Raw genomic sequence first — 25,192 nt, 5'->3', positions numbered from 1 at the left:
GGTAGTCGACTAAAATTGTCGACTACCTTATTTGTCATGAAAGGATATCAAACAGAAAAGCCTGAACAGTTCATTCTTCAGCCTGATGTCATTCGTTAAAAAGTATGGTGAAATATGAATACATGAGGCGTAACATTTCGCAAAAACGGGAAACTTTTTGTTAGACCATACGTAATGTTAAAATAAAGACACGTAAACCTGATAGAAGAATCAGCACGAAGGAAGAGGGGATGACATGAAGTCTTCATGGTGGATATTTGGTTCCATCGGTATGATGTTCGTATTTCTACAATTAGCCGATACGTTTAACTTCTCGGGAATCTTCATCGCTCTTGGTTTGTGGTTCATTTGGAGCGGTTACCGGACAAAACCAGGTCGACGATATCGGACAGAACGGAAGTCGACTGAAATCAAGCGGAAAAATGTGAAAAAGAAATTACTTCTTGACGATGAAGAGGAATTCGTCGGAAGTGTCATTTTAAAACCAGAACGGGCGACACGCCGTTTTGAAGAGACGGATGATTTGGAGCTTCAAGTGTTGCAGCGGACAATCGAAGAAGGATTTGCGAAAATCCAGACGTACGATCAAATCGTTCCGTCCATTCGAGATAGCGAAATTAGAAGCGAGATGCGAATCGTCTCTCGTGAAGCGCATGTATTGTTCGAGGAATTATATGAAAGTCCACGCGACGTCAAAAAAGTTCGGGACTTCTTTACATTCTACTTGGATTCCTTATTGTCGATTTCAGAAAAATATGCCGATTTGGAACGCCGTGGTGCCCAAGTTCAATTGGATACGAAAAATCAATTGATTTCGAACTTAAAGATGATCGGTCAAAAGCTGAAACAGCAACAAACCTTGTTGCTTGAAGGAGACACCGTTGATTTAGAACGGGAACTTTTGACGATTGAAAAGGTACTGGCGCAAGAGACTGAACAACGAAAACAGGAGGAGAGTTACCGACATGACCCATTCTGATAAAGATACATGGCAACAATGGCCTGATGAGCAAGAGCAACCGACGATTTCTGATCCATCGGTCGATCTGAATGTAGCAGAGACACCACCTAAAATGCCGGCACGTCCGGTCGAAGAGATGATTCCTTCAGATGTTCCGTCAGAACAACGACAAAAGATCGAACGTCTACTACAGGTGATTGATCTTCAGAAAACAGATGCTGTCATGCAGTTTGGCGCGCCTGTTCAACGTGAGTTATCCCAATTCTCTGATCAAGTCTTAAGTGAAGTGAAGATGAAGGATGGCGGCGAAGCGGGAAAATTGTTGAGTGATTTAATGCAACGTGTCCGCCAAATGGATCCAGACACGCTCCAAGAAAAAAAGAGTTTCTGGTCGAACGTACCGGTCATTGGTCGGGCGAAGAAAAAAGCGGAAACGTACTTCTTGCAATACGAGAAAATGAGTGCGTATCTGGAAGAAGTCGTACACAATCTTGATCGATCGAAATTTGGTTTAATGAAGGATATTACGCTACTTGATCAAATGTATCAAAAGAACAAGCGTTATTTCGAAGAATTGAACGTCTATATTGCAGCCGGCGAAACGAAAATTGCTCACGTTCGTCAACATGAAATCGAACCGTTACGAACAGAAGTCGAGGTATCGCGGGATCAAACGAAGTTACAGGAATTAAATGACTTGATTCAATTGACGGATCGTTTTGAAAAGAAAATCCATGATTTAAAATTATCTCGAACGATTAGCTTGCAGATGGCACCGCAAATTCGTGTCATTCAACAAAACAACCAAATTCTAGCGGAAAAAATTGAATCAGCCGTCGTCAATACGATTCCACTTTGGAAGAACCAAGTTGTCCTATCTTTGAGTCTGTCGCGTCAAAAGGCAGCGCTTGAAATGCAGAAGGATGTCACCAATACGACGAACCAGTTACTTGAGCAAAATTCGAAGCTGTTGAAGGAATCGTCAATTGAAATTGCGGAAGAAAACGAAAAAGGTATCGTATCTGTTGAATCGTTAAAGGTTGCACATCAAAACTTGATTGAGACACTCGATGAAACATTACGCATCCAACAAGAAGGAAAACAAAAGCGTCGTGATGCGGAGCATGAGTTAGAACGAATGGAGAACGAACTGAAACAAAAAGTCATCGAAGTCGCTTCAAAAAGCAGAGAATTACCGAATCGACCATACTAAGGAACACGATTTTTCGTGTTCCTTTCCTTCATGAAAGGAAGGATTAGGAATGAAAAGTGAAGAGAAACAGCTGCAATGGGATACGACATGGTTATTATTCGCACGGATGATGGCAGATCGTCATTCTAAATGTGCCTCGAAATCTGTTGCCTGTGTCATCGTCAAAGATGAAAAACCGATTTCGATTGGGATAAATGGAACACCTAGTCAGCATGTGAACTGCAATGAAATCTACTTAAAGCAAGAGGGTATTCTCTATACATCACGACCTGACCACCCGATGGTTGAAGAATCGATTGAGCGAAACGGTATTCTTTTTTATCGGTGCGAAAATCAAGAAGAACACCATGAATGGTCGAAACAACACGAGATTCATGCTGAAATCAACGCTCTCGGTAAGCTAGCAGCCGATTCGACGAGTGCGCGTCATGCGACCGCTTATGTGACTCATAGTCCGTGTCATGCATGTAGTTTGGCGCTGATTGCCTCTAAAATCGATCGGGTCGTCTATTCGACAGGTTATGAATACGGGGACGGTTTGAACCTGATGAGGCAGAGTGGGATCGAAGCCATTCACTTGCCACTCGCAAACGAATATTTTCTTGAAAAAATTTAACGGAAAAGGGTTGTAAACGCTTCCATTGCATTGTATGATGAAATCAAGCATTGCCATGGTAATTATTCACTCTTCCATTCGGACTGATTTTCAATCGAAAATCGGTCCACTTTTTTTTAGAAAAGAATTGACAGGAATTGAATAGTTTGTCATGATGACTATAGAATATGACGAAGCGGAACGCCGCATTTTCATACAAAACCAATCAAGGAGCTGGAATGCCAGGTCGTTGAATGAAAAAATCCTGACTCACATGAGTCAGGATTTTTTTTATGGATGAACAAGTGTCGCTTCCTTGAAGCGTTTAGCACGGATTGCGCATTTCGTGGCGACCGCACCTGAAAGAATCGTCATGAATCGCTGACAGAGGATGTCTGGTTGCGATTGATGTAAAAACAGTTGATGCAATAGTCGGTTAAAGGCAGCGTCTAGCGAGGATAAGTGTCGTTTGATTGCAGTGGGAGACATATCTTGAATTTCTTCTGCTTGATAGCCCGCATCACTTTGGAAGGCAGAGAGAATGAGAAGCTCTGTTTGCGCATCAGCCAACGTTAGCCCTTGTTCTTGGACATGCTGACAAGCCTCACGCAATTCATGAATCAACAATTGTTCCAAAGCATACGACGTATGCATTTGATATGGATCGTACAACTGAACAGCTTGCCGAATTTGATCGCGTGTCACGATTTCGGATAACGTCCATTGATCGAGTGTGCCAACAGCTTCACTGTATAGTTGAGTAAGTGGTCGAATCATCGTTTCTCCTCCTTAAGCATAAAATGGACTTCCAATTTCATCATAATTCATTTAGAAAACGCTTACAATATCTGTTTAATAGTAGTCGTGATGAAATCGTGTCTGCTATGATATGAATGAAGAAAAAGGAGTGAGATGACGTGATTCAATTATTTAAGGCACTTCCAGAAGTGACGATGCCTCCTTATGAAAATGTTGATTTTTCCATTAATCAGTCGAATCAACCGATTGGATTTTCGATTGATACATGTGCTCCCGGTGAACGAGTGGAAGAGGTCCTACTTGTTGCCTCTGGTGAAATCCGTACTGGTCAAACCGGACGAGAATGGTTACAATTCACGTTCAATTCGCCCGCTGGATCTTGTAAGGGAAAACAATGGATCAATCAAGGAACGGCAGAAGAAGCACTTCGTCCCTATCTCGAAACACGAATCGTTCGGGTCGAGGCAAAGGTAGAGGAATATCCGCCGCAATCCGGAAACAAATCATTGACCGTTCAGCGTGTCACTCCGATTCATGAGGCCTCACCGACGCAGTTCTTGCCACAGTTACCGGCAGGTGAATCGCTTGAAACATACCGTGATCAGTTGCTTGGATTAGTCGGTCAGCTTGATTCTCCTCATCAAGAAATCGCGCTCTCGATTTTGCGACAGTACTGGGCAGATTTTTCGACACGACCGGCTGCTCTTTTTCATCACCATGCCTATATCGGTGGGTTGCTGAAACACACTGCTTGTATGATGACGATTGGTCGAGGAATTTGTGATAGTGAACAACCATACTTGACGCTACTCAAATGTATTCAAGAAGCAGAAGCCGATCATAAAAATGAACTATTCCAAGCAGCTGAACGAGAGATACGTCAATTTTCTTGGGATGATAGTTTTGATGCTCTCTATCAAGCGGCAAAAGGGGTTGCACTGTTAGATCAACGTCCAAATCCGAACGAATTGTTACTCGGCATTTTATTGCATGACATCGGAAAGCTATGGGAGTATACACATGCAGGGGCTTCGGCAGATCGTTTTTCAAGACTGCTGCACGTAACAGAGGAAGAGGAAGAACTGGCGGGCATTGCGCTTGATCCGGACGGCGTGTTGATGGGGCATATGCCATATGGATGTTTTGTTCTCGAACAAACACTTCGAGAAGAAGATATCCGATTACCGCGTGCTGTTTATCACCGTCTCATGCATATGGTATTATCACACCATGGTAAACGCGAGTGGGGATCAAGTGTTACGCCGCAAACGACAGATGCTTGGTATCTCCATGCGATCGATCTACTCGATGCACGAAAAGAAAAATGGCGTCAGCAACAAGGACGCTAAGGAGTGAAATCATGCAAGACAAAATACGTACGACTGTCATTACTGGTTTTTTAGGTGCCGGTAAAACTACGCTACTCAATCATCTCGTTTCTCAACCGACAGAAAAGTTTGCGTTGCTCGTCAATGAAGTAGGTTCTGTTCATATTGATGAAGCATTGATTGAACGAAGTGACGAAGAGATGATCGAATTGACGAATGGCTGCATTTGTTGTTCGATTCGCGGTGATTTACGGGATGCGTTGTTACGGATCGCAAAACGCCGTCGAGATGGGGAGCTATCGTTTGATCGATTATTGATTGAGACGACAGGCGTCGCTGATCCAGGACCGATTCTACAGACATTCTATTTTGAGCCGGCTGTTGAACAGTCCTATCAGATTTCCAGTGTCGTCACAGTCATCGATGCATATCATTTAGAACGTCAACTGACGTTCCAAGAAAATGTGAAACAAATCGGTTTTGCTGATGTCCTTATCTTAAATAAGATGGATTTAGTTGATGTATCAGAGCGCGAAACGTTGACCGCTTTACTGCGCGAACGAAATCCTTCTGCAGCCATCATTGAAACGGAACAAGGTCAACTCGAATCAGATCGACTGTTTGAAACGTTCCATTTTCCAAAAGAAGAGCAAGTACGACTTAGTCAACAAACGGATCAGATTCATCAATCGGTTGAGGATTTCACGGCATTGACGATTGTCGAGGAACGACCGTTGAACCGGAATCGATTCGGAATGGTCCTACGTGAGGTGTTAGAGGCCTATGCGGAAGACCTGTATCGCTATAAAGGGATCATTCATTTTGCAGATACGGATCGAAAGGTCATTTTACAAGGTACTGGCATGATTTACGGAACAGCGATTAGAGAACCATTTAGCGAACAACCAAAGACGACGCTCGTCTTCATTGGGAAAGGGCTAGATGAACAAGCGATACGAAAAGGAATCGAGGCGGCAATTGAACATGGTTGAACTTTATTTTGACGGTACGGTCCGTCCTTCGAATGATGAAGCGGCGGTTGGACTTTTTAGTAAAAATTCCGAGGGCGAAGTCACGGAAAAAATGTATCAAATTCAAGCAATCAATAATCATGAGGCAGAATTTATTGCTTTTGCAAAAGCTGTCGAGTGGGCGCACGAACTCATCGCACAAGGCGAGAGTGTCATTTCGTTTCGGACGGATTCAGAAGCAGTTGCACTCGCGGTCGAACGCGAATTCGTCAAGAATAAACGAACGCAGACGATCTTTGATCCTGCCTTTGCGCGTTATCAACTCTTACCACTCGCTTTTGTGAAGTGGATTCCACGGTCGGAGAATAAAGCAGATCGTGTCGCACGAGAGGCGTTACGATTATACGAAGCATGATTGACGACAAACACCCCTATCCTCACGGTAGGGGTGTTTGTTTATGTTCGATGCGCTCAATCAAAATTTGGTCGACGCGTCGTCCGTCTAAATCGACGACTTCAAACCGATACGGTCCAATTTCGACAGTACTCCCACGGGAGGGTACATCACCTAACGTATATAAAATTAAACCAGCAACCGTATGATAGGCGTTCAACTGTTCTCCAGGTAAGTCATCTGTATAACCGAGCGTTCGTTTCAAATCATCGATGTGCAATAATCCATCAGCGAGGAACGACCCATCTTTCCGCATGACGAGTTCCGGTTCTTCCTCGACGCTTGAAATCTCACCGACAAATGCTTCGAGAATATCAAATAAAGTAATCATACCGAGGAACCCCCCGTACTCGTCTAAAACGAAAGCAATTGATACAGTTTCCTTCCGCATCCGTTCGAGTAAAACGGTTGCTTTTAATTGACGGGGAACAATCAGCGGTGACTGAATCAGTCGTTCCAGTTCCTGAACAGGTCGTTCCGTTGATAGCACTTCTTTCGCATCAATGAAACCGACGAAGTGATCCAAGTCACCATGACCAACCGGTAAGTTTCGATGTCGCGCTTGCCGAAGCTCTTGTAAGATCGTGTCGGAGTCATCCGCTAAGTCAATCCATTCGGTAACGGTACGCGGCTCCATCAGTTCGTAAGCGTACAAATCATGAAAATCAAACACACGAGAGACTTGCTCCGCTTCAGACCGGTTGAAGGTTCCCTCTTGCGTACCACGAATCAGTAATTGCCGGACTTCGTCTTCCGTCTCGTCTTCTGTCTGTAGGCGATCCAAACCAATCAAACGGAAGATGGAACTCGTCGACTTACTTAGAACCCAAATGAATGGTCGAAGCACGATTGAGAAAAAACGCATCGGTGGGGCAAGCCACATCGTAACCCGTTCAGGACTGACAAGGGCGATACGCTTAGGAACAAGTTCACCGATGACAAGCGAAATGTAGGTAATGATCGTTACGACGAGAATATAGCCAATTGTACTGGCATAAGGAGCCATCCATTCAAATTGAGCGAGCCAGTTGATGACAGGACCAGATAATGCGGCACCACCAAATGCACCATTGACGATTCCGATCAACGTGATGCCGACTTGTACGGTCGATAACAGATCGGTCGGGCGATCGAGTAACTCTAACGCGACATGGGCTGACTTCTTACCATTATTCGCTGCTTTTTCCAATTTCGAACGTTTTGAGGAAAGCAAAGCGAGTTCGGTCATCGCAAAAATGCCGTTTGCCAGAATCAATAACAAAACAATCATTAAATTTATCAACCACATAAAATCTTCACTCCTTTTTCGATAATAAACTATTCCCCAAAACTGTCTCCCTCATTCCCATTCCGCAAGCTTTCCGGTAAACTAGAAGAGAAGTAATCAAAAGGGGGAATTTGTTTATGGAATACCGTGTAGAACGTGACACGATGGGGGAAATTCGTGTACCAGAAGCGCAGGAATGGGGCGCACAAACACAACGTAGTCTAGAAAACTTTAAGATCGGAACGGAAAAAATGCCGATTGAAGTCATTCGTGCCTTTGCAGTCCTGAAAAAAGGAGCAGCACTTGCGAACCGTGACTTAGGCGTGCTTGAGGCAGAAAAAGCGGGTGTCATCGCTGAAGTATGTGACGAAATCATCGCGGGGAAATTCGATGATGAGTTTCCGCTTGTCGTTTGGCAAACGGGTTCAGGTACACAATCCAATATGAACGTCAACGAAGTGATCGCTCGGGTCGCGACACGCAAGTTAAAAGAACAAGGTAGTGAGACGACAATTCATCCGAATGATGACGTCAACAAATCACAAAGTTCAAATGATACATATCCGACAGCAATGCATTTAGCGGCAAAAACAGTCTTGCTGGAATCACTATTCCCAGCGATTGATGCTCTGCATGCGACACTTGACGAAAAAGCGAACGCGTTTGCGGATATCGTCAAAATTGGACGGACACACTTGCAAGATGCTACACCGATCACACTCGGTCAAGAAATCAGTGGTTGGGTCCGGATGCTTGCACTTTCGAAGCAAATGATCGAACGGACGCTTGATCCGTTAACGGAATTAGCAATCGGCGGTACGGCAGTCGGAACCGGCATCAACGCTCATCCTGAGTTCGGTGATTTGGCTGCGAAAAAGATGAGTGAAGAAACGGGATATGAATTCACAAGCGCGGAAAACAAATTCCATGCCTTAACGAGCCACGATCAACTCGTCTTCACACATGGAGCGGTCAAAGCGCTAGCGATGGACGCGATGAAGATCGCGAACGATGTCCGCTGGCTCGCATCAGGTCCACGAGCAGGAATCGGTGAAATCACGATTCCAGAAAATGAGCCGGGAAGCTCAATCATGCCGGGGAAAGTCAATCCGACTCAAAGTGAAGCGTTGACGATGGTCGCAGCGCAAGTTCTTGGAAACGATGCAACGATTGGTTTTGCTGCAAGTCAAGGGAATTTCGAACTAAACGTCTTTAAACCGGTCATCATGTATAACTTCATTCAATCCGTTCGTTTATTGACAGACGCCTTGCATTCGTTCAATGACCATTGTGCGATCGGAATCGAACCAGAACAGTCCGTCATCGCTGAAAACGTCGAACGTTCGTTGATGCTCGTCACTGCACTCAACCCGCACATCGGATATGAGAATGCGGCGAAAATTGCGAAAGCGGCGCATCAGTCAGGATCCACTCTAAAAGAAGCAGCACTTGCGACAGGTTTACTAACAGAAGAACAATATGATCAATGGATCGTACCAGCAGATATGGTCCGTCCGAACTTAAAAGCGTGAGTTGAAAAAGCGGGGGAATTCCCTCGCTTTCTCTTTATCCGAGGACGGTTTTTCGGATCTATAGAAAGAGAGGGAATTGGATGGAACGGAGTCGAAAACGGGCAGAAAAACAACTGCAACAAACGATTGTCATGGTAGAGACATTACTTCGAATGCCGAACGTACCACGGACAGAATTGCTAGCTTTAGCCAGCTGGCTCGAAGGACTCGGGAGAGAAGAGCTCTTTAAGGGACTCGCTGATCAAGTCAGCCGTGAAAAAGTGACGTGGGAACAAATGGACGCTGTCATTTCGCAGTCAAGCGTCAAAGAATTGCTGCAACCCATCGTCGATCAGTTGTCGGAACGTTCACGCGCCAATCGAATTCGAAAAGAATTGGTGGTCACTGTGACAAGACGTTTTCTTGAAAATATCAAATGGAAGAAATCGCTCGAACAGGAGCGCTATATGTCACGATTCTTCAGTTCGGTCGAAGACACGATGTCGATATCACATGATATTGCTATGGATGCTGTCATCATCGACCATGCCTTTATCGTGGATTCATTAGAGTTGTTCAAAAAACTCATTAAACAACTGGAGTCGGCATTCGTTCCCGTCATCATCGTAGGTCCGAACCGGTCTGACATTCGTCAAGTCAGCTACGAGTTGGGAGCTGATGACTACTGGGATGAAACGGTGACGCATGAAGAACGGCATGTTCGTCTAGCGAGACTCTTACGAAAATTAAGAGTCGTATCTTCGACGATTTTGGTCGATGAATTGACAGGTGCTTATAACCGAAAATACCTTCAAAATGCGTTTGATCGTCGCTTAGCACGTCTCGAGCGTGAACATCGGACATTTGGGCTAGCGATTTTTGATATCGATCATTTTAAGAGGATTAATGATTTACATGGACATCCAACGGGGGATTTGGTCCTTTCCGAATTAGCTACCGTCGTTCAACAAGCCGCTCGTCTCGACGACGAATTCATTCGTTTCGGTGGTGAGGAATTCATGTTGTTGTTCTCAGCGGAGACATTGCCACAAGCAATCGCTAGTATGAATAAAGTACGTGAACGCGTCGAACGACATATTTTTGCGAATGGATTAAAAGTTACCGTTTCGATTGGTCTATCCTTTTCATTTAATATACATACGACGCTTGCGCAAGCAACAGCGGAGGCAGATGAAGCTCTGTATCAAGCGAAACGTAACGGACGTAATCAAGTGGTGTCTTATTCCACAGCGATATCCATTGAAAAAATACCGGTCTATATCCGTGTCGAGCCAGGATTACTCAAACAGGTACATACGCTTGATATGCCAGATCATCCGAAATATCATATTGAGGTGATTCCACTAGACGATTGTCGGACGACCACATTACAATTGGCGATTCTTTCACTTGATCAATTAGCAAGAGAGAACTTTGTACGATTAGAGGAGTGGAGACAACAACGGGAATCAATCATTGATATTTTGATCGTGACGGATCAAGAAGACGATCGTTTAGCCAATGCGCTATCATGCGGTGCGACAGACTACATCATAACCTCACAGATCGATTCTGATATGGAGGAATGGATTGCTGAATGGATCATGCAAATCCCTTAAAAAAAACAGCCACATTCGTCCGTTATTCGGAGCAATGTGGCTGTTTTTTAGTTACTGATCATATCGACGAATGATGAACGGATAATCGTTTCCCTCGACCGCATCATAACGTGTTTCGGAAGTGATCTGAAATGAAGACGGGATTTCGGGATAATGTACATCTCCAGAAAGAACCGCATCAATTTCAGTTACATACAAGCGGCGAGCAAGAGGAAGCGTTTGAGCAAACAACTCTCCACCACCAATTAAAAAGACTTCTTCTTCTGAATCGACGTATGGTTGTAAAGCGGATAGATCATGCCATACCGTTACCCCTTCGGCTACAAACGCTTGATCGCGCGTAATGACGATGTTCTCTCGACCGGGCAATGGTCGTCCGATGGATTCGAACGTCTTTCGTCCCATGATGATTGGTTTGCCAATCGTTGTACGCTTGAAGTGAGCCAAATCAGCTGGAAGATGCCAAGGCATTGCATTGTCACGACCGATGACATGATTTTTCGTATACGCTACGATATGTGTGATCATACGGCTACCACACCTTTAATGTGCGGATCAGGATCATATCCTTCAATGATGATGTCTTCGAAGCGGAAGTCTTCGATACGATCGACTGTTCGAGCGAAGCGCAGCGTCGGTAATTTTTTAGGGGTACGCGTCAACTGAAGATTGACTTGTTCCACATGATTCGAATAGATGTGGGCGTCACCGAGCGTATGAACGAAGTCACCAACTTCAAGTCCACATACATGTGCAATCATATGTGTCAGTAACGCATATGATGCAATATTGAATGGTACGCCTAGGAAAACATCAGCTGAACGTTGATACAATTGGCATGATAGTTTTCCGTCAGCGACATAAAATTGGAACAAGAGATGACAGGGCGGTAAAGCCATCTCATCGACTTGTCCAGGATTCCAAGCACTGACGATCAAACGACGAGAATCCGGATTCGTCTTGATCTGTTCAATGACTTGTGCCAGCTGATCGACTGTCGTGCCATCTGGACGTGGAAAAGAGCGCCATTGAGCTCCATATACAGGACCTAGATTTCCGTTCTCATCGGCCCATTCGTTCCAAATCCGCACACCATTTTCCTGTAGATAACGAATATTCGTATCACCCGAGATGAACCAAATCAACTCATGGATGATCGACTTCATATGTAACTTTTTCGTCGTGATGAGAGGAAAGCCATCTTGAAGGGAGAAGCGCATTTGGTGACCAAACACGCTGAGCGTCCCCGTTCCCGTCCGGTCTTCCTTTTTTGTTCCATGTTCCAAAATGTGTTCGCAAAGTGCATGATATTGTTCCATCGGATGACAGCTCCTTTTCAAAAAATCCAAATTTCATTGTACCATAAATTAAGATTTTGAGGATGTCGGTAAATGTCTTGCGAATAGATAACGGAATAAGCCAAAGAGTGGGATCACGTCTTGCCACTTTAATGACTGTGCATTCCGAAGACGAATGCGACGGAGCAAATAGACTTGCAAAATGTAGAATAATAACAAATCGACGGTCATCGTTCGAACGAATTGATTGGTCTCAAAGTAGATGCGGAATATACTCCAATCAGATCGAGCAAGAGCAATCCAAAGCAACAATGTCGTCACAACGCTAAGTAAGGCGACGACGGTCGGAATCCATCCTCGACGACGAAAAGGAAGAAAAGTTTTCCTTGGAATGGCAAGTGCGACATAAGGCATCAACACGAAGGCACCTAAGAAAAACGATCCAATACTTGCGACGAGCGGTCCTGGCCGCATGAATCGCTTCTCATCTAGAAATAGTAAAAAGAAAGCGAACGGATAAATACCGAGTAAGGCAAATAAACTTAACGCGGATGTATCAAATTGACTTTGGTCGAAACGTAAAAACGAAATCAAGAAACCGTCTGGAAAAACACGATTATTTCCAAATAATAAGATGAAGACAATAGCAATCGCCCAGACAAGGAAGAGCAAATATCGACGATACATTTGTCCACACTCCTTTCTCATACCTTTCTTTCCCATCATCTTGGATGTAGTAAACACTTGTATTTCATATTTCATGATATCAAATATGTTGAGGTTCTTGCTTGAGCACCTCTCATGGACATGTTAAGATGACGTTGTGATAATTGAAAGCGCTTTTACAAATTGATGCAATCGTTTGCTCAATATGTAGCACGATACGTACATAAAAGAGGAGAGTGTTGAGGATGGAACGTAAATGGTGGCATGATAGTGTCGTGTATCAAATTTACCCACGTAGTTATAATGATTCGAATGGGGATGGAATCGGTGACTTGAATGGGATTATCGAAAAGTTGGATTATTTGAAGACACTTGGCATCGACGTCATCTGGCTAAGTCCTGTCTATGATTCACCGAACGACGATAATGGCTATGATATCCGTGATTATGAAGCCATCATGAAGGAATTCGGAACGATGGATGATTTTGATCGTCTTCTAGATGAGGCACATGCACGAGATATCAAAATCGTCATGGACCTCGTCATCAATCATTCGTCAGATGAACATCAGTGGTTCGCGGAATCGCGTCAAAGCAAAGACAATTCGTATCGGGATTATTACATGTGGCGCCCAGCAAATCCAGACGGTTCGCTACCTAACAACTGGGGTTCGATTTTCTCCGGACCTGCCTGGGAATATGATGAAACAACGAATGAGTATTACTTACACTTATTCTCGAAGAAGCAGCCTGACTTGAACTGGGAAAATGAACAGATGCGTCACGATGTGTACGGAATGATTCGTCGTTGGTTGGATCGAGGAATTGATGGTTTCCGAATGGACGTCATCAACTTGATTTCGAAGACACCCGGCTTACCAGATGCGACGGTCCATCCAGGGGCACTGTATGGAGATGGTGGAGAACATTATATCAATGGACCACGTGTTCATGAGTTTTTACACGAGATGAACGAAGCCTCCTTCGGTAAATACGATGTCCTGACAGTCGGTGAGATGCCAGGAGCGACAACGGATGATGCCATTCTATACACAGATCCGGCACGTAAAGAGGTCAACATGGTCTTTACGTTCGAACACATGGATCTCGATTCAGGTCCGAACGGGAAATGGGACGTCATTCCGTTTGATTTACTCAAACTCAAGCAGAACTTCACGAAATGGCAGACGGCGTTACATGAGACGGGCTGGAACTCGCTCTATTGGAACAACCACGATCAACCCCGCGTCGTCAGTCGATTCGGAAATGACACGACGTACCGCGTCGAATCAGCTAAAATGCTTGCTACACTGTTGCACTTGTTAAAAGGAACGCCATATATCTATCAAGGTGAGGAAATCGGCATGACGAACGTCGCTTTTGAAGATATCGTGGACTATGAAGATATCGAAATTCGGAACATGTGGAAAGAACGTACGGAACAAGGGGCATCACCGGCTGAACTACTACGTTCTATCCATATCAAAGGACGCGACAATGCGCGGACACCGATGCAGTGGGATGCGTCGGAGAACGCTGGGTTCTCGACGGGTACACCATGGTTGAAGGTCAATCCGAACTATCCGGAAATCAACGTCGAACAGGCGCTTGCAGATGAGCAATCTATCTTTTATTACTATCAACAGTTGATTCGTCTACGACATGATCATGAACTCGTCGTCTATGGTCGCTATCAACTCTTACTCGAAGATCATCCGGAAGTATACGCCTACTCACGGACGCTTGAAGGTGAGACATGGTATGTCTACTGTTCGTTTGCGGACCATGATGTAACTGTTCCGTTTACGCATGATACGTCAGACCGCGTCATCGGAAACTACGAGGGGTCCGTCATTACTGACGAACTCACGCTTCGACCTTACGAAGCCGTCGTCTTCCGAACGTTTGAAGGATAATTCATCTAGGCATAAAACAGAGGACTGACTCAAAAAAAGAATGACACATCTTTTCACGCACTTTCCTCAGGCGAGACACAAGCCAGTTTTCCTGCTTTATTGAAGCAGGAAAGCGGGTCTTGTTTGTCTCTGAAGCGCATAAATGTGCTTTTTCCTGTAGGAGTTGCGTGTGATGCGTCATTTTTTACAAAAAATGGTACAAGAAGAGGGTGGCAGATCATCAATCTGCCACCCTCTTCTTTGTAGAGACTGACTTTTGAGTCAGCTCCTTATTCATCTGAATAAATTATCGCTCCAATTGAGCAACTTGTTTAACCTGAGCGATGATTGTATCGCGGTCAGTCGTTGACGGATTGAGGCGGATGCCATACAGTCTCTCGGGACCGACTGGCTTCTCATGCAGTAGTTGCCCTTCGATGCATAAGGGTTCCTGCCCTTCGATCAATGAGAACTCAACAACGATCTTCATCGATTTCAGAAGCGGGAGTTTTAGTTCTGTGCTGATTGCTAACCCATTCGGTGAGACATTATGAATTTTCATCAGTCCATTAGGTGTACGCTGTTCATTTTTCATGAGATAAAATTCGCCTGTTATTGGCGTCTTCAGCGTATATCGAAATGGTTCGTTGCGTTTGATTTTCATGCAGGCACCTCCTCTCCCATTATCCGACAATTCCGTCAAGTCTTCTACATTTTTTTAGGTTAAGCGGCTGCCTCTGTCGATTGTTTCGTCGGATGGATACGCTTTGCTAAATACATGAATGGTGTCGCGAACCAAGCGACGACGAATTTCGCGAGATACGTCGTAATGAAGATTTGCCACCAGATGGAGAAGGGCATATCGTGAAAAGCGATCGCACAAAATGTCAACGTATCAAGCAACTGACTTAATACGGTTGATCCTGTCGTCCGTAACCAAAGTTTACGTTCGCCTGTCTTCTGACGGATTTTTGAATAAATAAAGACATCGAATAGTTGCGAGACGAGATAAGCGGCAAGACTACCAACAGCAATCCATGGTAAGAGTCCAAACAATAAATGCAAGGAATCGGATGTCTCGAGTGCAGCCTTATCAGCAAGTGGTGTATATAAGAGACTGAACTGCATAAGAACGGTCGTCGTGATCAGGGAGAAGAACCCCATATAGACGCCTTTACGAGCGACCTGTTTTCCGTATTTTTCATTGAGGATATCCGTCGCTAGATAACAACTGCCATACACGACGTTCCCTAACGTAAAGACGAAACCAAAAATATCGACGGTTTGTGTAACTTGGATGTTTGCAATGATTGTTGCGATGGCAATCCACATCAACAATCCTGTCTTACCAAATAAATAATAACTAAAAATCAATAATCCCATCGTTAAAAAGATGGAAGGGATCCATAACCATTCGTTCATGAGGTGTGCTCCTTTCTGTTCATACAGATGAAAATTGTACGCTGAAATCGATCGCCTGTCAAAGGTGATAGAGCGATAGCGATGAGGGGCAATAAAAAAAGACCATGAGGTTCATGGTCTTTCGATAGTCTTTAGCCCATTCGTTGCAGAGAGTACCGACGACGTCTTCCTTTGACGTAATAGTTCTCTGTTGATGTAAAATCATTCGCTTCTAAAATGCGTTTTGCATACGAAGCGTGCGGTGATTGATCAAGGACACGTGCGCGTACTTCGTGGCGATCTAGTACCTTAGAATACGTCAATGCTTCTCCAACTGCTTGAGTAGCTAGACCCCGACGCGTATAGGGATCAAACACCATAAAGTCGAGTTGGAAGTAATGACCCATTTTTAAGAGCAGAACCCGCCCCACGATCGTATCCGTTTCAACGATATCAAAGTAATAATCTTCAGGATAACTGTGCTCGACGGAATCAAAAGCCCGCTCTTCTCCAAGCTCATGGTCATACCCTTTGATTTCTTGCGGAGTCAGTCCATATGCTTGCTCGCCATACTTCAAGAAATGATCGTACTCAGCTTGATCGACATGACGTAATGTTCGACGTCTTAATTCCATCACAAAATCCTCCCTCATCCCAATTGATGCTTCGTTTACATTATAGCGATACCCTTCGTGCAATTGCAAAAATTAACTGGAATCGATCCGCAGGAAGAAATCTAAAAAAAGTCATTCTGTAATCATCTTGTGATTGTTTTAATTACCTCGGAATATGGTAAAGTAATGATGTAGACAACTGCATACTGGAAGGGGCTGGAAAACGTGTTCACAGAACGTGACGGAATCAAATTGCGTCTAGAGCAAATCGAACGATTGTATTCGGACTTGAATCGTGAAGCGAAACAATTGACGGAACGCTTACGCCAATTAGATGAACAAGGGGATGAAGTTCAACATGATCTTTCCCTTAATAAAGAAGACCGAGATCATTTGAAGTCAAGCATCGATGAGACGCTACAAGCACTCATGAAGCGGACGACGGTCGATGCAAAAGTCGAACAGGAAAAGCAAGAAGACCTGATTTCGAAAAAAGCATTGATTGAAGACATCGAAGGATTATTGAAGAAAAAGAAATGAGCTAGCTCCGGCTAGCTTATTTTTTTATGGAGGAACACATTATGAAACCAACCATTGGACTGACGACATGTCTTCGTCCGACTGACGACGTACATGATCGTGTGAAGCAGTTGTTAGCGGATGAAACGATACATTTCGTTTACGTCGTACGTCAGAAAAAAAGCATAGAATACTTGCAACAGGAGACAGGATTACCGGTGCTTGTCGTCGATAAACAGCGGCTTGAGTTATATCCACTAGGCGAGACGACATCGTTCTTTTTCCATCCTTCAAGTGCGGTGTTTCGCATCAAACAAATTGATGCAGGTGGAGGAGATCCACTAGTTTCAATCGGACGCTTATCGGAAGGGATGCATGTGTTAGATTGTACGCTTGGACTCGGGGCAGATGCGATCGTCATGAGTCATGCCATCGGAGAGCGGGGGCGGATCATCGGTTTAGAGAGCCGGATTGAGACAGCATTTGTCGTCAAGAACGGATTAAAACGGTGGGAAGAATCCTACGAACCGATCAATCAAGCAATGCGACGAATCGAAGTGAAAGTCAAACACCATCTCGCCTATTTGAAAGAATGTCCGGATTATTCTTTTGATGTCATCTACTTTGATCCCATGTTCGAACAGACCGTCGAAGAATCGACGCACCTCGACGCTTTACGAACGCTTGCGAATTATGAAGCCTTATCCGAAGAAGCGATGATGGAGGCGAAGCGTGTGGCACGTCAGCGCATCGTTTTAAAAGCACATTATGAGAGCCCATTGTTTGAACGGTTTGGGTTCGAACGAACAAAGCGGAAGACGTCGAAGTTGCATTATGGTGTGATTGAACTGTAAGTCAAAAAAGACCTCTGCCAATTTTCCGGCAGAGGTCTTACTCGTTATTCGCTGATTATTGAACAGCGTCTTTTAATTCGTCTTCCATCTCTTCAAACGTTTCCTGAACGGCATTGACCGGTTGTTTCGTCATCAAGCTGACAACGACCGTAAAGATCAAGCTTGTGAAGAATCCAGGTACCATTTCGTAAAGCGTCGTACTAAGTCCAAGTTGAACCCAGATGATGACTGTCAAGGCACCTGAGATGATACCAGCCAGTGCACCTTGTTTCGTCATCCGTTTCCAGTAGAGAGAAAGCAAGATGATCGGACCAAAGGCAGAACCGAATCCAGCCCATGCATAACCGACAAGTGCAAGAATCGTCGCTGATGGATTCCACGCGAGTACACTTGCGATGATCGCAACGACAAGAACGGCAATTCGACCTGTTAAGACGAGTTCTTTATCTGATGCATCTTTTTTCAAGAACGTCTTATAAAAATCTTCTGTCAACGCACTTGAAGTAACAAGCAATTGTGATGAAATCGTCGACATGATTGCTGCAAGAATCGCAGCCATTAAGAATCCTGTGATATACGGGTGGAATAGTACATCCGAGAAACGAATGAAGACTGTTTCCGGATCACCCAGTCCATTGCCTTGTCCTTCGAAATAGGCAATCCCGACAAGACCAGTCATCATCGCACCGATGATTGAGACGAACATCCAACCGATCCCGATACGACGGGCACTTTTTAAATCTTTAACGGAACGAATCGCCATAAAGCGGACGATGATGTGTGGTTGACCGAAGTAACCAAGTCCCCAGGCAAGGAATCCGATGATTCCAAGTGCAGTTGTTCCTTTGAGTGGATCAAACAACGAAGGGTCTAAGTTTTCAGCGTAATTGTACGCACCATCGATTCCACCGACGTCCGTTAATGCGACGATCGGTACAAGAACGAGTGCGATGAACATGATACAGCCCTGGACGAAATCGGTCCAACTAACTGCGAGAAAACCGCCAAAAAGTGTGTAGGCGATTACGACCGCAATCGTCAAGAGCATACCATAGTGGTAATCAAATCCAAATGAACTGACGAATAATTTTCCGCCAGAAACGATTCCAGCTGATGTATAGAACGTGAAGAAGATGATGATGACGAGTGCTGATACAGTACGAAGCACGCGTGATTTGTCTTCAAAACGATTCTCTAAGAAATCAGGAATCGTAATCGAGTCGTTCGCCATTTCCGTATAGAGACGGAAACGTGGTGCGAGTACGATATAGTTTACGTAACATCCAATCAATAAACCGAGTGCGAGCCAAAGTGCTGATACACCTGTTGCATACATGGCGCCGGGAAGTCCCATGAGCATCCATCCACTCATATCCGATGCACCAGCAGAAAGTGCTGTGACACCTGGACCGAGATCGCGTCCGCCTAACATGTAATCTTCTGTATTCGTCGTTCGCTTGTAGGCAAAATAACCGATTGCCAACATGAGAACAAGATACAGGATGATCGAAATCCATTCTTGCGTCATAAAGTTAAATCCTCCAAATGCAATAGTTTTTTCAGCGATCAAGTACGTATTGACCAGTTCGCCAAATGATATGTTCCCCACCTTACAGGGGATAAAACGACTTTGCAAGTCACTTCAATTTCATAAAAAGTGCCGCCACGCCTAGTGCCTTAAGGGGTTGGGACGGTTTTAGTCCCTGTTGAAGTTCATCAATTTAAAATATTCAGAATAATTCAACAAAAAATAAATGACCCTAATGAATTAGGATCATTCGTGTCATGTTAATTGGTCCAAAACCGTTGGTATGCAGCGCTTAAGCGGTCTAGTGCCTGATCTAATTGTGCACGAGGACACCCGATATTTAAACGTTCAAATGTTTCTCCACCAGATCCGAACGAAGAACCATGCGTTAGGGCAATTTTGACCTCCTTGACGAGCCAATTTGCTCGTGTTTTACTATCTAGTTTGAGTGCTTTGAAGTCGATCCACAACAGGAAAGTTGCTTCTGGAATGACAACGTCTAATTTTGGCATCTCTTGGCGAATCCGACGAATGGCGTGGTCACGATTTCCTTCTAAATAAACAAGTAATTGTGAAAGCCATTGTTCACTCGCAACATCACCATACGCTGCTGTAATCGCAGTCGAAGCTAATGCATTCGGGTGAACGAAATGACGTTGCTGGATACGCTCGATCTGTTGTCGAATCGAAATGTCAGGTACGATCAAATACGACGCGTATAGACCCGGAATATTGAACGTTTTGGATGGTGCACTCACTAAAATGAGTTTTTCATAATCCAAACCAAGAATAGGCGTGTGGACGGAACCTGTATAGACGAGGTCCGCATGAATCTCATCGGATACAAGATAAACATCATGGCGCTTCGCGAGTTCGACGATTTGTTCTAATTCTTCTTTCGGATAGACTTTACCACTTGGATTATGCGGGCTACAGAGAATCATCATACGTGCTGTTCGCATTTGCCGTTCGAGAAGTGAAAAGTCGGTCTGATACGTCTCACCGTCTAAAAGAAGCGGGCTTTCAATGATTTGTCGTTGGTTAGACTGAATGATTTGATGAAATGGAGGATAGACCGGTGTCTGAATGATGATTTCATCACTCGGTTCAGTCAATGCGAGGACAGTATGCGCAAGTCCTGGAACGACACCGCTTGAGTAGAGAATGGAATCCGTAGTGATTGTTACGTCATATCGCTTTTGAAACCATCGCTGAATCGCTCGTTTTGCTTCGTCTTCAAACATCGAGTAACCGAAATGACCTGTAGCAGCACGTCTTGTCAATCGTTCTGTCAAATGGTGTGGTGGACGGACATCCATGTCGGCGACCCACATCGGAATCAGCTCATCTGATCCATACAGCGAAGGGAGCCCATCCCACTTGACGGATCCTGTATTTCGTTTCTCGATCGTTTCGTCAAAATTGATTTGTTCCATCAGACTTCACTCCTGTTCTTCCATAGTTGAATGACTCCATTTCACCATAGCGGATAGGGAGAGAATGGGGCAAGTCGAAAAAATAAAGGTTTAACTTTTATTCGATAAGGAAATTACTAAATTCGAACCTACCATAACGGAACGGAGTGATGATCATGTTGCATTCTAAAGTAGTTGTCGGGCGATCGCCTGAAGAATTAGAGGAAAGACTAAATGAATTTTTTGAGAATAATGGGGTCGGGTCAAACGCCATCATTACATTAAAATTCTCAACATTCGTTGCGTCTAAAGCGGATGAACATTATTCAGTTTTAGTCGTTTATGATAACTCGCTAACGAAAACTACATTGTAAATTAGTGACAAGAAGTTGAGCTGAAAAAGCGTCGACTTCTTGTTTTGTCTTTTTTTATAAGTTATACTAGAATCAGGTTTTGCAAGCTTCCGTAGGTTAATGGCAGACCTCAGCAATGGTAATGCTGCAGTGCGAGTTCGATTCTCGCCGGAAGCATAGACACGTCTTCCGTCTCAAGTGATATATACTTGAAACGGAAGACTTTTTTCATGAGTTCGATATTTTTGATTTGAGGAGTGACCTCCATGCATCCAGTCATTCATTCTGTTGGTGATAAGATCAAGCAGGAACGAAAAAAACAAGGAATGACACAAAAAGCACTTTGTGAAGGAATTTGTAGTCAGGCTGAAATCAGTAAAATCGAAAATGGTCGAAATTCCCCAACGATTGATTTGTTACAGCAGATTTGTCGAAGACTACGCATCCCGATTTCATTGTTTTTTGAAGATGAAATCGTCTCGCAAAAATTAAATGAAATAGACCAACGAATGATTCGGCATTTACGTGAAAAAACTTACTCAGATATGGCAAAAGACTTAGCGATATATGAGAAAGTCAACAATGCGGTCGAAACTCAAATTTTAATTCGCTACCATCAAGAATTACTAGAATATGAAAGAGGAAATATTGATTTTCGGACATGTATCGCTTCCTTATTACAAGTTGTCAGACAGGAACAGGTCAAAGAAAAATCATTTCTTCTCTATACACGAATTCAGATGGTGATTGCTGTTCTGTATACGAACCACGAAGAATATAGTCGTGCCCATCAAATTTATAAGGAACTATTAGACTTACCTTATCAAACAAGAGAGTATAAAAAAATCCGAATGAAAATCATGTATAATTTTATACGTAATTTAGTAGAGTTTGAACGATTCGAAGAAGGGCTTCAGGAAGTTGAGAAGGTCATTGAAGAGACAAAACAATTACAGGATTTAACATATCTTGGACAGTTTTATTTTCAAAAAGGAATTTTATTAGAGGCGTTACAAGCATCTGAATCAGAAACAAAGGAAGCATATACGACCGCTTATTCCTTTTTCATTGCTACTCAGAATCACTCTTATCTAAAAATCCTTGAAACCTATTTTTCCGAACACCTCTTATTTCCGATTAATGAAAGTGAGTGAATAAACGATGGAGATGAATACTTTAACTTCATCGAATGGTACAAAAATTAAACAATTTCGTATCGAAAAGCAAATGACTCAAAAAGAACTATGTGAGGGTATTTGTAGCCAAGCTGAGATTAGTAGAATCGAGAACGGCTTAAATTCACCAACCGTAGAATTATTGCAAAAAATTGCGGCTCGTTTAAATAGTCCGATTACACTTTTATTCGAGAATCCTCAAGTTAATGAGGAAATAGATTTTTTTGATAAATTTATTTCAGATCAACTTCGAGAAGAAAATTTTGATCAAATCACACAAGTCATTTCAACGTATGATTTCAAAGAGAATAGGAATTTAATTATATTAAGTGCTTACTTTCAGATCATCGTGGATATGAAACAAAATCGGTTTGATTTTAGAACAGTTACTTCCTCATTAAGTAACCTTTTAAACGAGTATGATGTTTGGAACGAATCCATTTCTTTATTCATTCGGATTAAAACGGCAATTGCCAATATATATGCTGAACATGAGTTATACCATTTAACTACAGATACTTATTCCGACATCGAAACACTATTAGAACAACTCAAAAGTTCCTTATATATTACTTCTTTGATTAAAATCTATTTTAATCATGCTCAAATTCTGTTGTATCAAGATTTATTTGAAGAAGCGAATGTGTTTATTCAAAAAGGAATTAATCTATGCTTAAAATCTCAAAAGACTTTTCTTTTAGGGCATTTTTATTTTCAATTAGGAAATTATCAAGAAGCTGTCGGTAATGCTTTATTTCAAAAGACATATACGATAGCTTATACATTGTTACACGCATTTGAATTTCAAACGACGAAACAGTTAGTCGTTGACTTAAAGAAAGAATATTTATTGTTTACATTTGAGTCTACCTCTATACACGAAGCATGATTCATAACACAAGGTGATGTTTTAAGATATTTGGAGGATTTGATAAGATGGTTAAAGCTAATCCAATTGGAGAAAACTTAAAACGATTTCGTGTTAAAAAGGGATATTCTCAAAAAGAACTATGTGCTGATTTATGTAGTCAAGCTGAAATTAGTAAAATTGAGAACGGCTTAAATTCTCCGACTGTTGATTTATTACAACAACTGGCTATAAGGTTGCAAGTTCCTATCTCTTTGTTGTTTCAAGAACATAGCGATGAGGAAAAATTCTTTCAACTAGATCGATTCTTATCTGATTTGCTTCGAGAAGAGAAATATAAAGAGGCGTTAGAGCGAATTCACCAGCAAGAAAAGGTTAGCATCGTCGAAATCGACATTTTAAAAAGCTATATCAAGACGATCATTGAACTAAAGCAAAATCGAATCGATTTTCGAACAGCTGCAAGTCTGCTCACCAACTTGTTGATTGAAAAGGAAGTACAATTTCAGTCTATTGATTTGTTCATTCGAATCAAAATGGCGATTGCGAATATGTATTCAGAACAGGACCTATTTCATTTGACGGAATCCGTGTATCGGGAATTAGAGAATGAAATTGAAGTCTTTCAGTCAACCACTCATCTAAATGCGCTATTAAAAGTTTACTTCAATCATTGTCAGATTCTTGAGTACCAAGGGAAGTCTGAGGAAAGCATCGTCATCGTCAAAAAAGGATATGAGTTATGCTTGAAATATAATCATACATTTTTATTTGGGCATTTTTATTATCAACTCGCTCACTATGATGAATACTCAGGTGAGGAAAAGAAGTCACTCCAAAAACAGTATTCAGTCGCCTATGCATTATTTCATGCGTTTGAGCACGACATGAGGAAAAAGATGATTCTTCGTATGAAGGAACCGTATATGTTGTTTACCTTTGAGAATTAATAAAAAGGATACGTAATCTTCTTGGTAAACAAGAAGGTTTTTTCATGAAAAGTGCAACTTGTTTATTTTAAAGAGGTGATTAGATGAAGGACGAACATCCAATTGGTAAAAAACTAAAATTTTTTCGACAATTGAATGGTTTATCTCAAAAAGAACTGAGTGCAGGGATTTGTAGTCAAGCTGAAATTAGTAAGATCGAGAACGGGAAGACGATGCCGACTGTGGAATTATTACAACTCATCGCAAAAGTACTTCGTGTTCCGATATCAGAACTATTAAAGAGCGATTCTGAACATAAATTGGAGCAAGTAAATATCCTTGATCAAAAACTTAGTACCTTACTACGCGAGAATGCTTTTGATGAATGTTTTCATGAAATGAAAAAAATCTCAGTAAGTGAGTCTTCTGATGAAATAAGAAGATTAATGACCTATTATGAAATTGTGATTGCTTATCGGAAAAAACAAGTTGATTATCGAACGACCTCCGTTTTATTTGCGCGATGGATGGATCAAGAGGATTTATGGGTGAAAGATCCGATGCTTTACTTTCGAATCAAGATGGCATTATCCATTCTATATGCGGAATGCGGACAGTACCAACAGGCAGAAAAAATATATGATGACGTGCTACGCATCACTACAGAAATCAGCGGTCTGAAGGAGGAACGACTAAAGATCCTTTATAACTATGCAAAATTATTATATAAAATGAATCAGTCTCAAAAGGGTCTTCGTATCATCGAGGAAGGCATACAGCTCAGTCGACAATTGAGACAGACTTCCTACTTAGCGCACTTGTATTATCAACGTGGCGAGTTTCATGAACGGATGGATACGGATTTTATGCAGATGAAACAGGATTATACGATGGCGTATGAATTATTTTCTGCTTTTCAGATGAAACAATACGCTACCATCGTTCTAAGGACGAAACGTTCTTTTCTACAATCTGTACTGGACTAAGATTACTACAAAA

The 25,192-nt window shown here is 42.8% G+C and carries 26 protein-coding genes and 1 tRNA gene; 17 read left to right on the top strand and 10 right to left on the bottom strand.

Annotation, left to right across the window (positions count from 1 at the left end; all coding sequences use genetic code 11):
* Positions 1–235: 235 nt before the first annotated feature.
* From ACZGCQ_RS06475 to ACZGCQ_RS06465, 3 genes are read left to right on the top strand one after another with little or no spacing between them, the layout of a single operon-like run.
* A complete protein-coding gene (locus ACZGCQ_RS06475) occupies positions 236–979 on the top strand; it encodes a 5-bromo-4-chloroindolyl phosphate hydrolysis family protein (RefSeq protein ID WP_029341971.1) in 744 nt (247 codons plus the stop codon).
* Positions 966–2,174, top strand: coding sequence for a toxic anion resistance protein (locus ACZGCQ_RS06470; protein ID WP_029341970.1), 1,209 nt, complete (start codon positions 966–968; stop codon positions 2,172–2,174). Before ACZGCQ_RS06475 ends, ACZGCQ_RS06470 begins: the two co-directional genes overlap by 14 nt.
* Positions 2,175–2,223: 49 nt before the next feature.
* Complete coding sequence (locus ACZGCQ_RS06465; protein WP_481265894.1) at positions 2,224–2,790, top strand: deoxycytidylate deaminase; 567 nt, start codon at positions 2,224–2,226, stop codon at positions 2,788–2,790.
* A 270-nt stretch (positions 2,791–3,060) separates the two neighbouring features.
* Here the strand turns inward: ACZGCQ_RS06465 and ACZGCQ_RS06460 are convergent, their stop codons facing one another.
* Entirely contained in the window at positions 3,061–3,546 is a 486-nt protein-coding gene (locus tag ACZGCQ_RS06460) for a hypothetical protein (RefSeq protein ID WP_481265893.1), read from the bottom strand.
* 140 nt (positions 3,547–3,686) lie between these two features.
* Between ACZGCQ_RS06460 and ACZGCQ_RS06455 the strand changes: the two genes are divergently transcribed.
* The 3 genes from ACZGCQ_RS06455 to ACZGCQ_RS06445 are packed head-to-tail and all read left to right on the top strand — an operon-like array spanning position 3,687 to position 6,242.
* Entirely contained in the window at positions 3,687–4,877 is a 1,191-nt protein-coding gene (locus ACZGCQ_RS06455) for an HD domain-containing protein (protein ID WP_481265892.1), read from the top strand.
* Between the two features lie 11 nt (positions 4,878–4,888).
* A complete protein-coding gene (locus ACZGCQ_RS06450) occupies positions 4,889–5,848 on the top strand; it encodes a CobW family GTP-binding protein (RefSeq protein ID WP_047393931.1) in 960 nt (319 codons plus the stop codon).
* A complete protein-coding gene (locus ACZGCQ_RS06445; RefSeq protein WP_064299690.1) occupies positions 5,841–6,242 on the top strand; it encodes a reverse transcriptase-like protein in 402 nt (133 codons plus the stop codon). Before ACZGCQ_RS06450 ends, ACZGCQ_RS06445 begins: the two co-directional genes overlap by 8 nt.
* Before the next feature lie 22 nt (positions 6,243–6,264).
* Here the strand turns inward: ACZGCQ_RS06445 and ACZGCQ_RS06440 are convergent, their stop codons facing one another.
* A complete protein-coding gene (locus ACZGCQ_RS06440; RefSeq protein WP_047395515.1) occupies positions 6,265–7,569 on the bottom strand; it encodes a hemolysin family protein in 1,305 nt (434 codons plus the stop codon).
* A 116-nt stretch (positions 7,570–7,685) separates the two neighbouring features.
* Between ACZGCQ_RS06440 and fumC the strand changes: the two genes are divergently transcribed.
* Together fumC and ACZGCQ_RS06430 are read left to right on the top strand one after the other, a co-directional pair.
* On the top strand, positions 7,686–9,080 hold the full coding sequence (fumC, locus tag ACZGCQ_RS06435) for a class II fumarate hydratase (RefSeq protein ID WP_029341963.1): 1,395 nt from the start codon (positions 7,686–7,688) through the stop codon (positions 9,078–9,080).
* Between the two features lie 80 nt (positions 9,081–9,160).
* Complete coding sequence (locus ACZGCQ_RS06430) at positions 9,161–10,678, top strand: diguanylate cyclase (protein WP_481265891.1); 1,518 nt, start codon at positions 9,161–9,163, stop codon at positions 10,676–10,678.
* Between the two features lie 51 nt (positions 10,679–10,729).
* Here ACZGCQ_RS06430 and ACZGCQ_RS06425 read toward each other — a convergent pair whose 3' ends face one another.
* From ACZGCQ_RS06425 to ACZGCQ_RS06415, 3 genes are read right to left on the bottom strand one after another with little or no spacing between them, the layout of a single operon-like run.
* The gene (locus tag ACZGCQ_RS06425; RefSeq protein WP_481265890.1) at positions 10,730–11,206 is read right to left on the bottom strand and encodes a dihydrofolate reductase; all 477 of its coding nucleotides are present in this window, start codon (positions 11,204–11,206) and stop codon (positions 10,730–10,732) included.
* A complete protein-coding gene (locus tag ACZGCQ_RS06420; protein ID WP_481265889.1) occupies positions 11,203–11,997 on the bottom strand; it encodes a thymidylate synthase in 795 nt (264 codons plus the stop codon). The genes ACZGCQ_RS06425 and ACZGCQ_RS06420 overlap by 4 nt, the downstream gene beginning before the upstream one ends.
* 48 nt (positions 11,998–12,045) lie before the next feature.
* Entirely contained in the window at positions 12,046–12,663 is a 618-nt protein-coding gene (locus ACZGCQ_RS06415; RefSeq protein ID WP_481265888.1) for a hypothetical protein, read from the bottom strand.
* A 224-nt stretch (positions 12,664–12,887) separates the two neighbouring features.
* Here ACZGCQ_RS06415 and ACZGCQ_RS06410 point away from each other — a divergent pair, with 224 nt between their 5' ends.
* Complete coding sequence (locus tag ACZGCQ_RS06410; RefSeq protein WP_481265887.1) at positions 12,888–14,558, top strand: glycoside hydrolase family 13 protein; 1,671 nt, start codon at positions 12,888–12,890, stop codon at positions 14,556–14,558.
* Between the two features lie 286 nt (positions 14,559–14,844).
* Here ACZGCQ_RS06410 and ACZGCQ_RS06405 read toward each other — a convergent pair whose 3' ends face one another.
* The 3 genes from ACZGCQ_RS06405 to ACZGCQ_RS06395 all read right to left on the bottom strand — a co-directional run bounded on the left by ACZGCQ_RS06405 (position 14,845) and on the right by ACZGCQ_RS06395 (position 16,573).
* A complete protein-coding gene (locus tag ACZGCQ_RS06405; protein ID WP_481265886.1) occupies positions 14,845–15,201 on the bottom strand; it encodes a PilZ domain-containing protein in 357 nt (118 codons plus the stop codon).
* Positions 15,202–15,260: 59 nt separating this feature from the next.
* Positions 15,261–15,959, bottom strand: coding sequence for a queuosine precursor transporter (locus tag ACZGCQ_RS06400; protein WP_481265885.1), 699 nt, complete (start codon positions 15,957–15,959; stop codon positions 15,261–15,263).
* 131 nt (positions 15,960–16,090) lie between these two features.
* Positions 16,091–16,573 (bottom strand): GNAT family N-acetyltransferase, encoded by a 483-nt coding sequence (locus ACZGCQ_RS06395; RefSeq protein WP_481265884.1) that lies wholly within the window; start codon positions 16,571–16,573, stop codon positions 16,091–16,093.
* A gap of 204 nt (positions 16,574–16,777) precedes the next feature.
* Between ACZGCQ_RS06395 and ACZGCQ_RS06390 the strand changes: the two genes are divergently transcribed.
* Both ACZGCQ_RS06390 and ACZGCQ_RS06385 read left to right on the top strand, forming a co-directional pair.
* Entirely contained in the window at positions 16,778–17,092 is a 315-nt protein-coding gene (locus tag ACZGCQ_RS06390) for a hypothetical protein (protein WP_023468579.1), read from the top strand.
* Between the two features lie 41 nt (positions 17,093–17,133).
* On the top strand, positions 17,134–17,925 hold the full coding sequence (locus ACZGCQ_RS06385; RefSeq protein WP_481265883.1) for a class I SAM-dependent methyltransferase: 792 nt from the start codon (positions 17,134–17,136) through the stop codon (positions 17,923–17,925).
* Between the two features lie 55 nt (positions 17,926–17,980).
* Here the strand turns inward: ACZGCQ_RS06385 and putP are convergent, their stop codons facing one another.
* Positions 17,981–19,453, bottom strand: a complete 1,473-nt coding sequence (putP, locus tag ACZGCQ_RS06380) for a sodium/proline symporter PutP (protein WP_481265882.1) — start codon at positions 19,451–19,453, stop codon at positions 17,981–17,983.
* A 260-nt stretch (positions 19,454–19,713) separates the two neighbouring features.
* Positions 19,714–20,889, bottom strand: coding sequence for a MalY/PatB family protein (locus tag ACZGCQ_RS06375; protein ID WP_481265881.1), 1,176 nt, complete (start codon positions 20,887–20,889; stop codon positions 19,714–19,716).
* A gap of 155 nt (positions 20,890–21,044) precedes the next feature.
* On the opposite strand from ACZGCQ_RS06375, the gene ACZGCQ_RS06370 reads away from it, so the two are divergent.
* From ACZGCQ_RS06370 to ACZGCQ_RS06345, 6 genes are all read left to right on the top strand, one after another.
* Positions 21,045–21,242 carry a hypothetical protein gene (locus ACZGCQ_RS06370; protein ID WP_023468575.1) on the top strand — a complete coding sequence of 66 codons (198 nt, stop codon included), beginning with the start codon at positions 21,045–21,047 and terminating at the stop codon, positions 21,240–21,242.
* Positions 21,243–21,327: 85 nt separating this feature from the next.
* Positions 21,328–21,398: transfer RNA gene (locus ACZGCQ_RS06365), tRNA-Thr, on the top strand.
* An 89-nt stretch (positions 21,399–21,487) separates the two neighbouring features.
* The gene (locus ACZGCQ_RS06360) at positions 21,488–22,375 is read left to right on the top strand and encodes a helix-turn-helix domain-containing protein (protein ID WP_481265880.1); all 888 of its coding nucleotides are present in this window, start codon (positions 21,488–21,490) and stop codon (positions 22,373–22,375) included.
* Between the two features lie 13 nt (positions 22,376–22,388).
* Positions 22,389–23,285: a helix-turn-helix domain-containing protein gene (locus ACZGCQ_RS06355; RefSeq protein WP_481265879.1), complete on the top strand. Its 897-nt coding sequence runs from the start codon at positions 22,389–22,391 to the stop codon at positions 23,283–23,285.
* A 47-nt stretch (positions 23,286–23,332) separates the two neighbouring features.
* Positions 23,333–24,214 carry a helix-turn-helix domain-containing protein gene (locus ACZGCQ_RS06350; RefSeq protein WP_481265878.1) on the top strand — a complete coding sequence of 294 codons (882 nt, stop codon included), beginning with the start codon at positions 23,333–23,335 and terminating at the stop codon, positions 24,212–24,214.
* An 83-nt stretch (positions 24,215–24,297) separates the two neighbouring features.
* A complete protein-coding gene (locus ACZGCQ_RS06345) occupies positions 24,298–25,179 on the top strand; it encodes a helix-turn-helix domain-containing protein (RefSeq protein ID WP_481265877.1) in 882 nt (293 codons plus the stop codon).
* The last annotated feature ends 13 nt before the right edge of the window (positions 25,180–25,192 follow it).

Source organism: Exiguobacterium sp. HSB13 (genome assembly GCF_056764755.1).
Note: the sequence above shows the minus strand (reverse complement) of the source record. Positions and strands in the feature narration are given on the sequence as shown.

Excerpts from the sequence above, each read along its gene's own strand:
- ACZGCQ_RS06405 (WP_481265886.1), bottom strand. The coding sequence starts at position 15,201 with ATGAAAATCAAACGCAACGAACCATTTCGATATACGCTGAAGACGCCA.
- ACZGCQ_RS06470 (WP_029341970.1), top strand. The coding sequence starts at position 966 with ATGACCCATTCTGATAAAGATACATGGCAACAATGGCCTGATGAGCAA.
- ACZGCQ_RS06445 (WP_064299690.1), top strand. The coding sequence starts at position 5,841 with ATGGTTGAACTTTATTTTGACGGTACGGTCCGTCCTTCGAATGATGAA.
- ACZGCQ_RS06395 (WP_481265884.1), bottom strand. The coding sequence starts at position 16,573 with ATGGAATTAAGACGTCGAACATTACGTCATGTCGATCAAGCTGAGTAC.
- ACZGCQ_RS06430 (WP_481265891.1), top strand. The coding sequence starts at position 9,161 with ATGGAACGGAGTCGAAAACGGGCAGAAAAACAACTGCAACAAACGATT.
- ACZGCQ_RS06355 (WP_481265879.1), top strand. The coding sequence starts at position 22,389 with ATGAATACTTTAACTTCATCGAATGGTACAAAAATTAAACAATTTCGT.
- ACZGCQ_RS06415 (WP_481265888.1), bottom strand. The coding sequence starts at position 12,663 with ATGTATCGTCGATATTTGCTCTTCCTTGTCTGGGCGATTGCTATTGTC.
- putP (WP_481265882.1), bottom strand. The coding sequence starts at position 19,453 with ATGACGCAAGAATGGATTTCGATCATCCTGTATCTTGTTCTCATGTTG.
- ACZGCQ_RS06370 (WP_023468575.1), top strand. The coding sequence starts at position 21,045 with ATGTTGCATTCTAAAGTAGTTGTCGGGCGATCGCCTGAAGAATTAGAG.
- ACZGCQ_RS06450 (WP_047393931.1), top strand. The coding sequence starts at position 4,889 with ATGCAAGACAAAATACGTACGACTGTCATTACTGGTTTTTTAGGTGCC.
- ACZGCQ_RS06460 (WP_481265893.1), bottom strand. The coding sequence starts at position 3,546 with ATGATTCGACCACTTACTCAACTATACAGTGAAGCTGTTGGCACACTC.
- ACZGCQ_RS06385 (WP_481265883.1), top strand. The coding sequence starts at position 17,134 with ATGAAACCAACCATTGGACTGACGACATGTCTTCGTCCGACTGACGAC.
- ACZGCQ_RS06420 (WP_481265889.1), bottom strand. The coding sequence starts at position 11,997 with ATGGAACAATATCATGCACTTTGCGAACACATTTTGGAACATGGAACA.
- ACZGCQ_RS06425 (WP_481265890.1), bottom strand. The coding sequence starts at position 11,206 with ATGATCACACATATCGTAGCGTATACGAAAAATCATGTCATCGGTCGT.
- ACZGCQ_RS06360 (WP_481265880.1), top strand. The coding sequence starts at position 21,488 with ATGCATCCAGTCATTCATTCTGTTGGTGATAAGATCAAGCAGGAACGA.
- ACZGCQ_RS06345 (WP_481265877.1), top strand. The coding sequence starts at position 24,298 with ATGAAGGACGAACATCCAATTGGTAAAAAACTAAAATTTTTTCGACAA.
- ACZGCQ_RS06465 (WP_481265894.1), top strand. The coding sequence starts at position 2,224 with ATGAAAAGTGAAGAGAAACAGCTGCAATGGGATACGACATGGTTATTA.
- ACZGCQ_RS06410 (WP_481265887.1), top strand. The coding sequence starts at position 12,888 with ATGGAACGTAAATGGTGGCATGATAGTGTCGTGTATCAAATTTACCCA.
- ACZGCQ_RS06375 (WP_481265881.1), bottom strand. The coding sequence starts at position 20,889 with ATGGAACAAATCAATTTTGACGAAACGATCGAGAAACGAAATACAGGA.
- ACZGCQ_RS06475 (WP_029341971.1), top strand. The coding sequence starts at position 236 with ATGAAGTCTTCATGGTGGATATTTGGTTCCATCGGTATGATGTTCGTA.
- ACZGCQ_RS06350 (WP_481265878.1), top strand. The coding sequence starts at position 23,333 with ATGGTTAAAGCTAATCCAATTGGAGAAAACTTAAAACGATTTCGTGTT.
- ACZGCQ_RS06400 (WP_481265885.1), bottom strand. The coding sequence starts at position 15,959 with ATGAACGAATGGTTATGGATCCCTTCCATCTTTTTAACGATGGGATTA.
- fumC (WP_029341963.1), top strand. The coding sequence starts at position 7,686 with ATGGAATACCGTGTAGAACGTGACACGATGGGGGAAATTCGTGTACCA.
- ACZGCQ_RS06440 (WP_047395515.1), bottom strand. The coding sequence starts at position 7,569 with ATGTGGTTGATAAATTTAATGATTGTTTTGTTATTGATTCTGGCAAAC.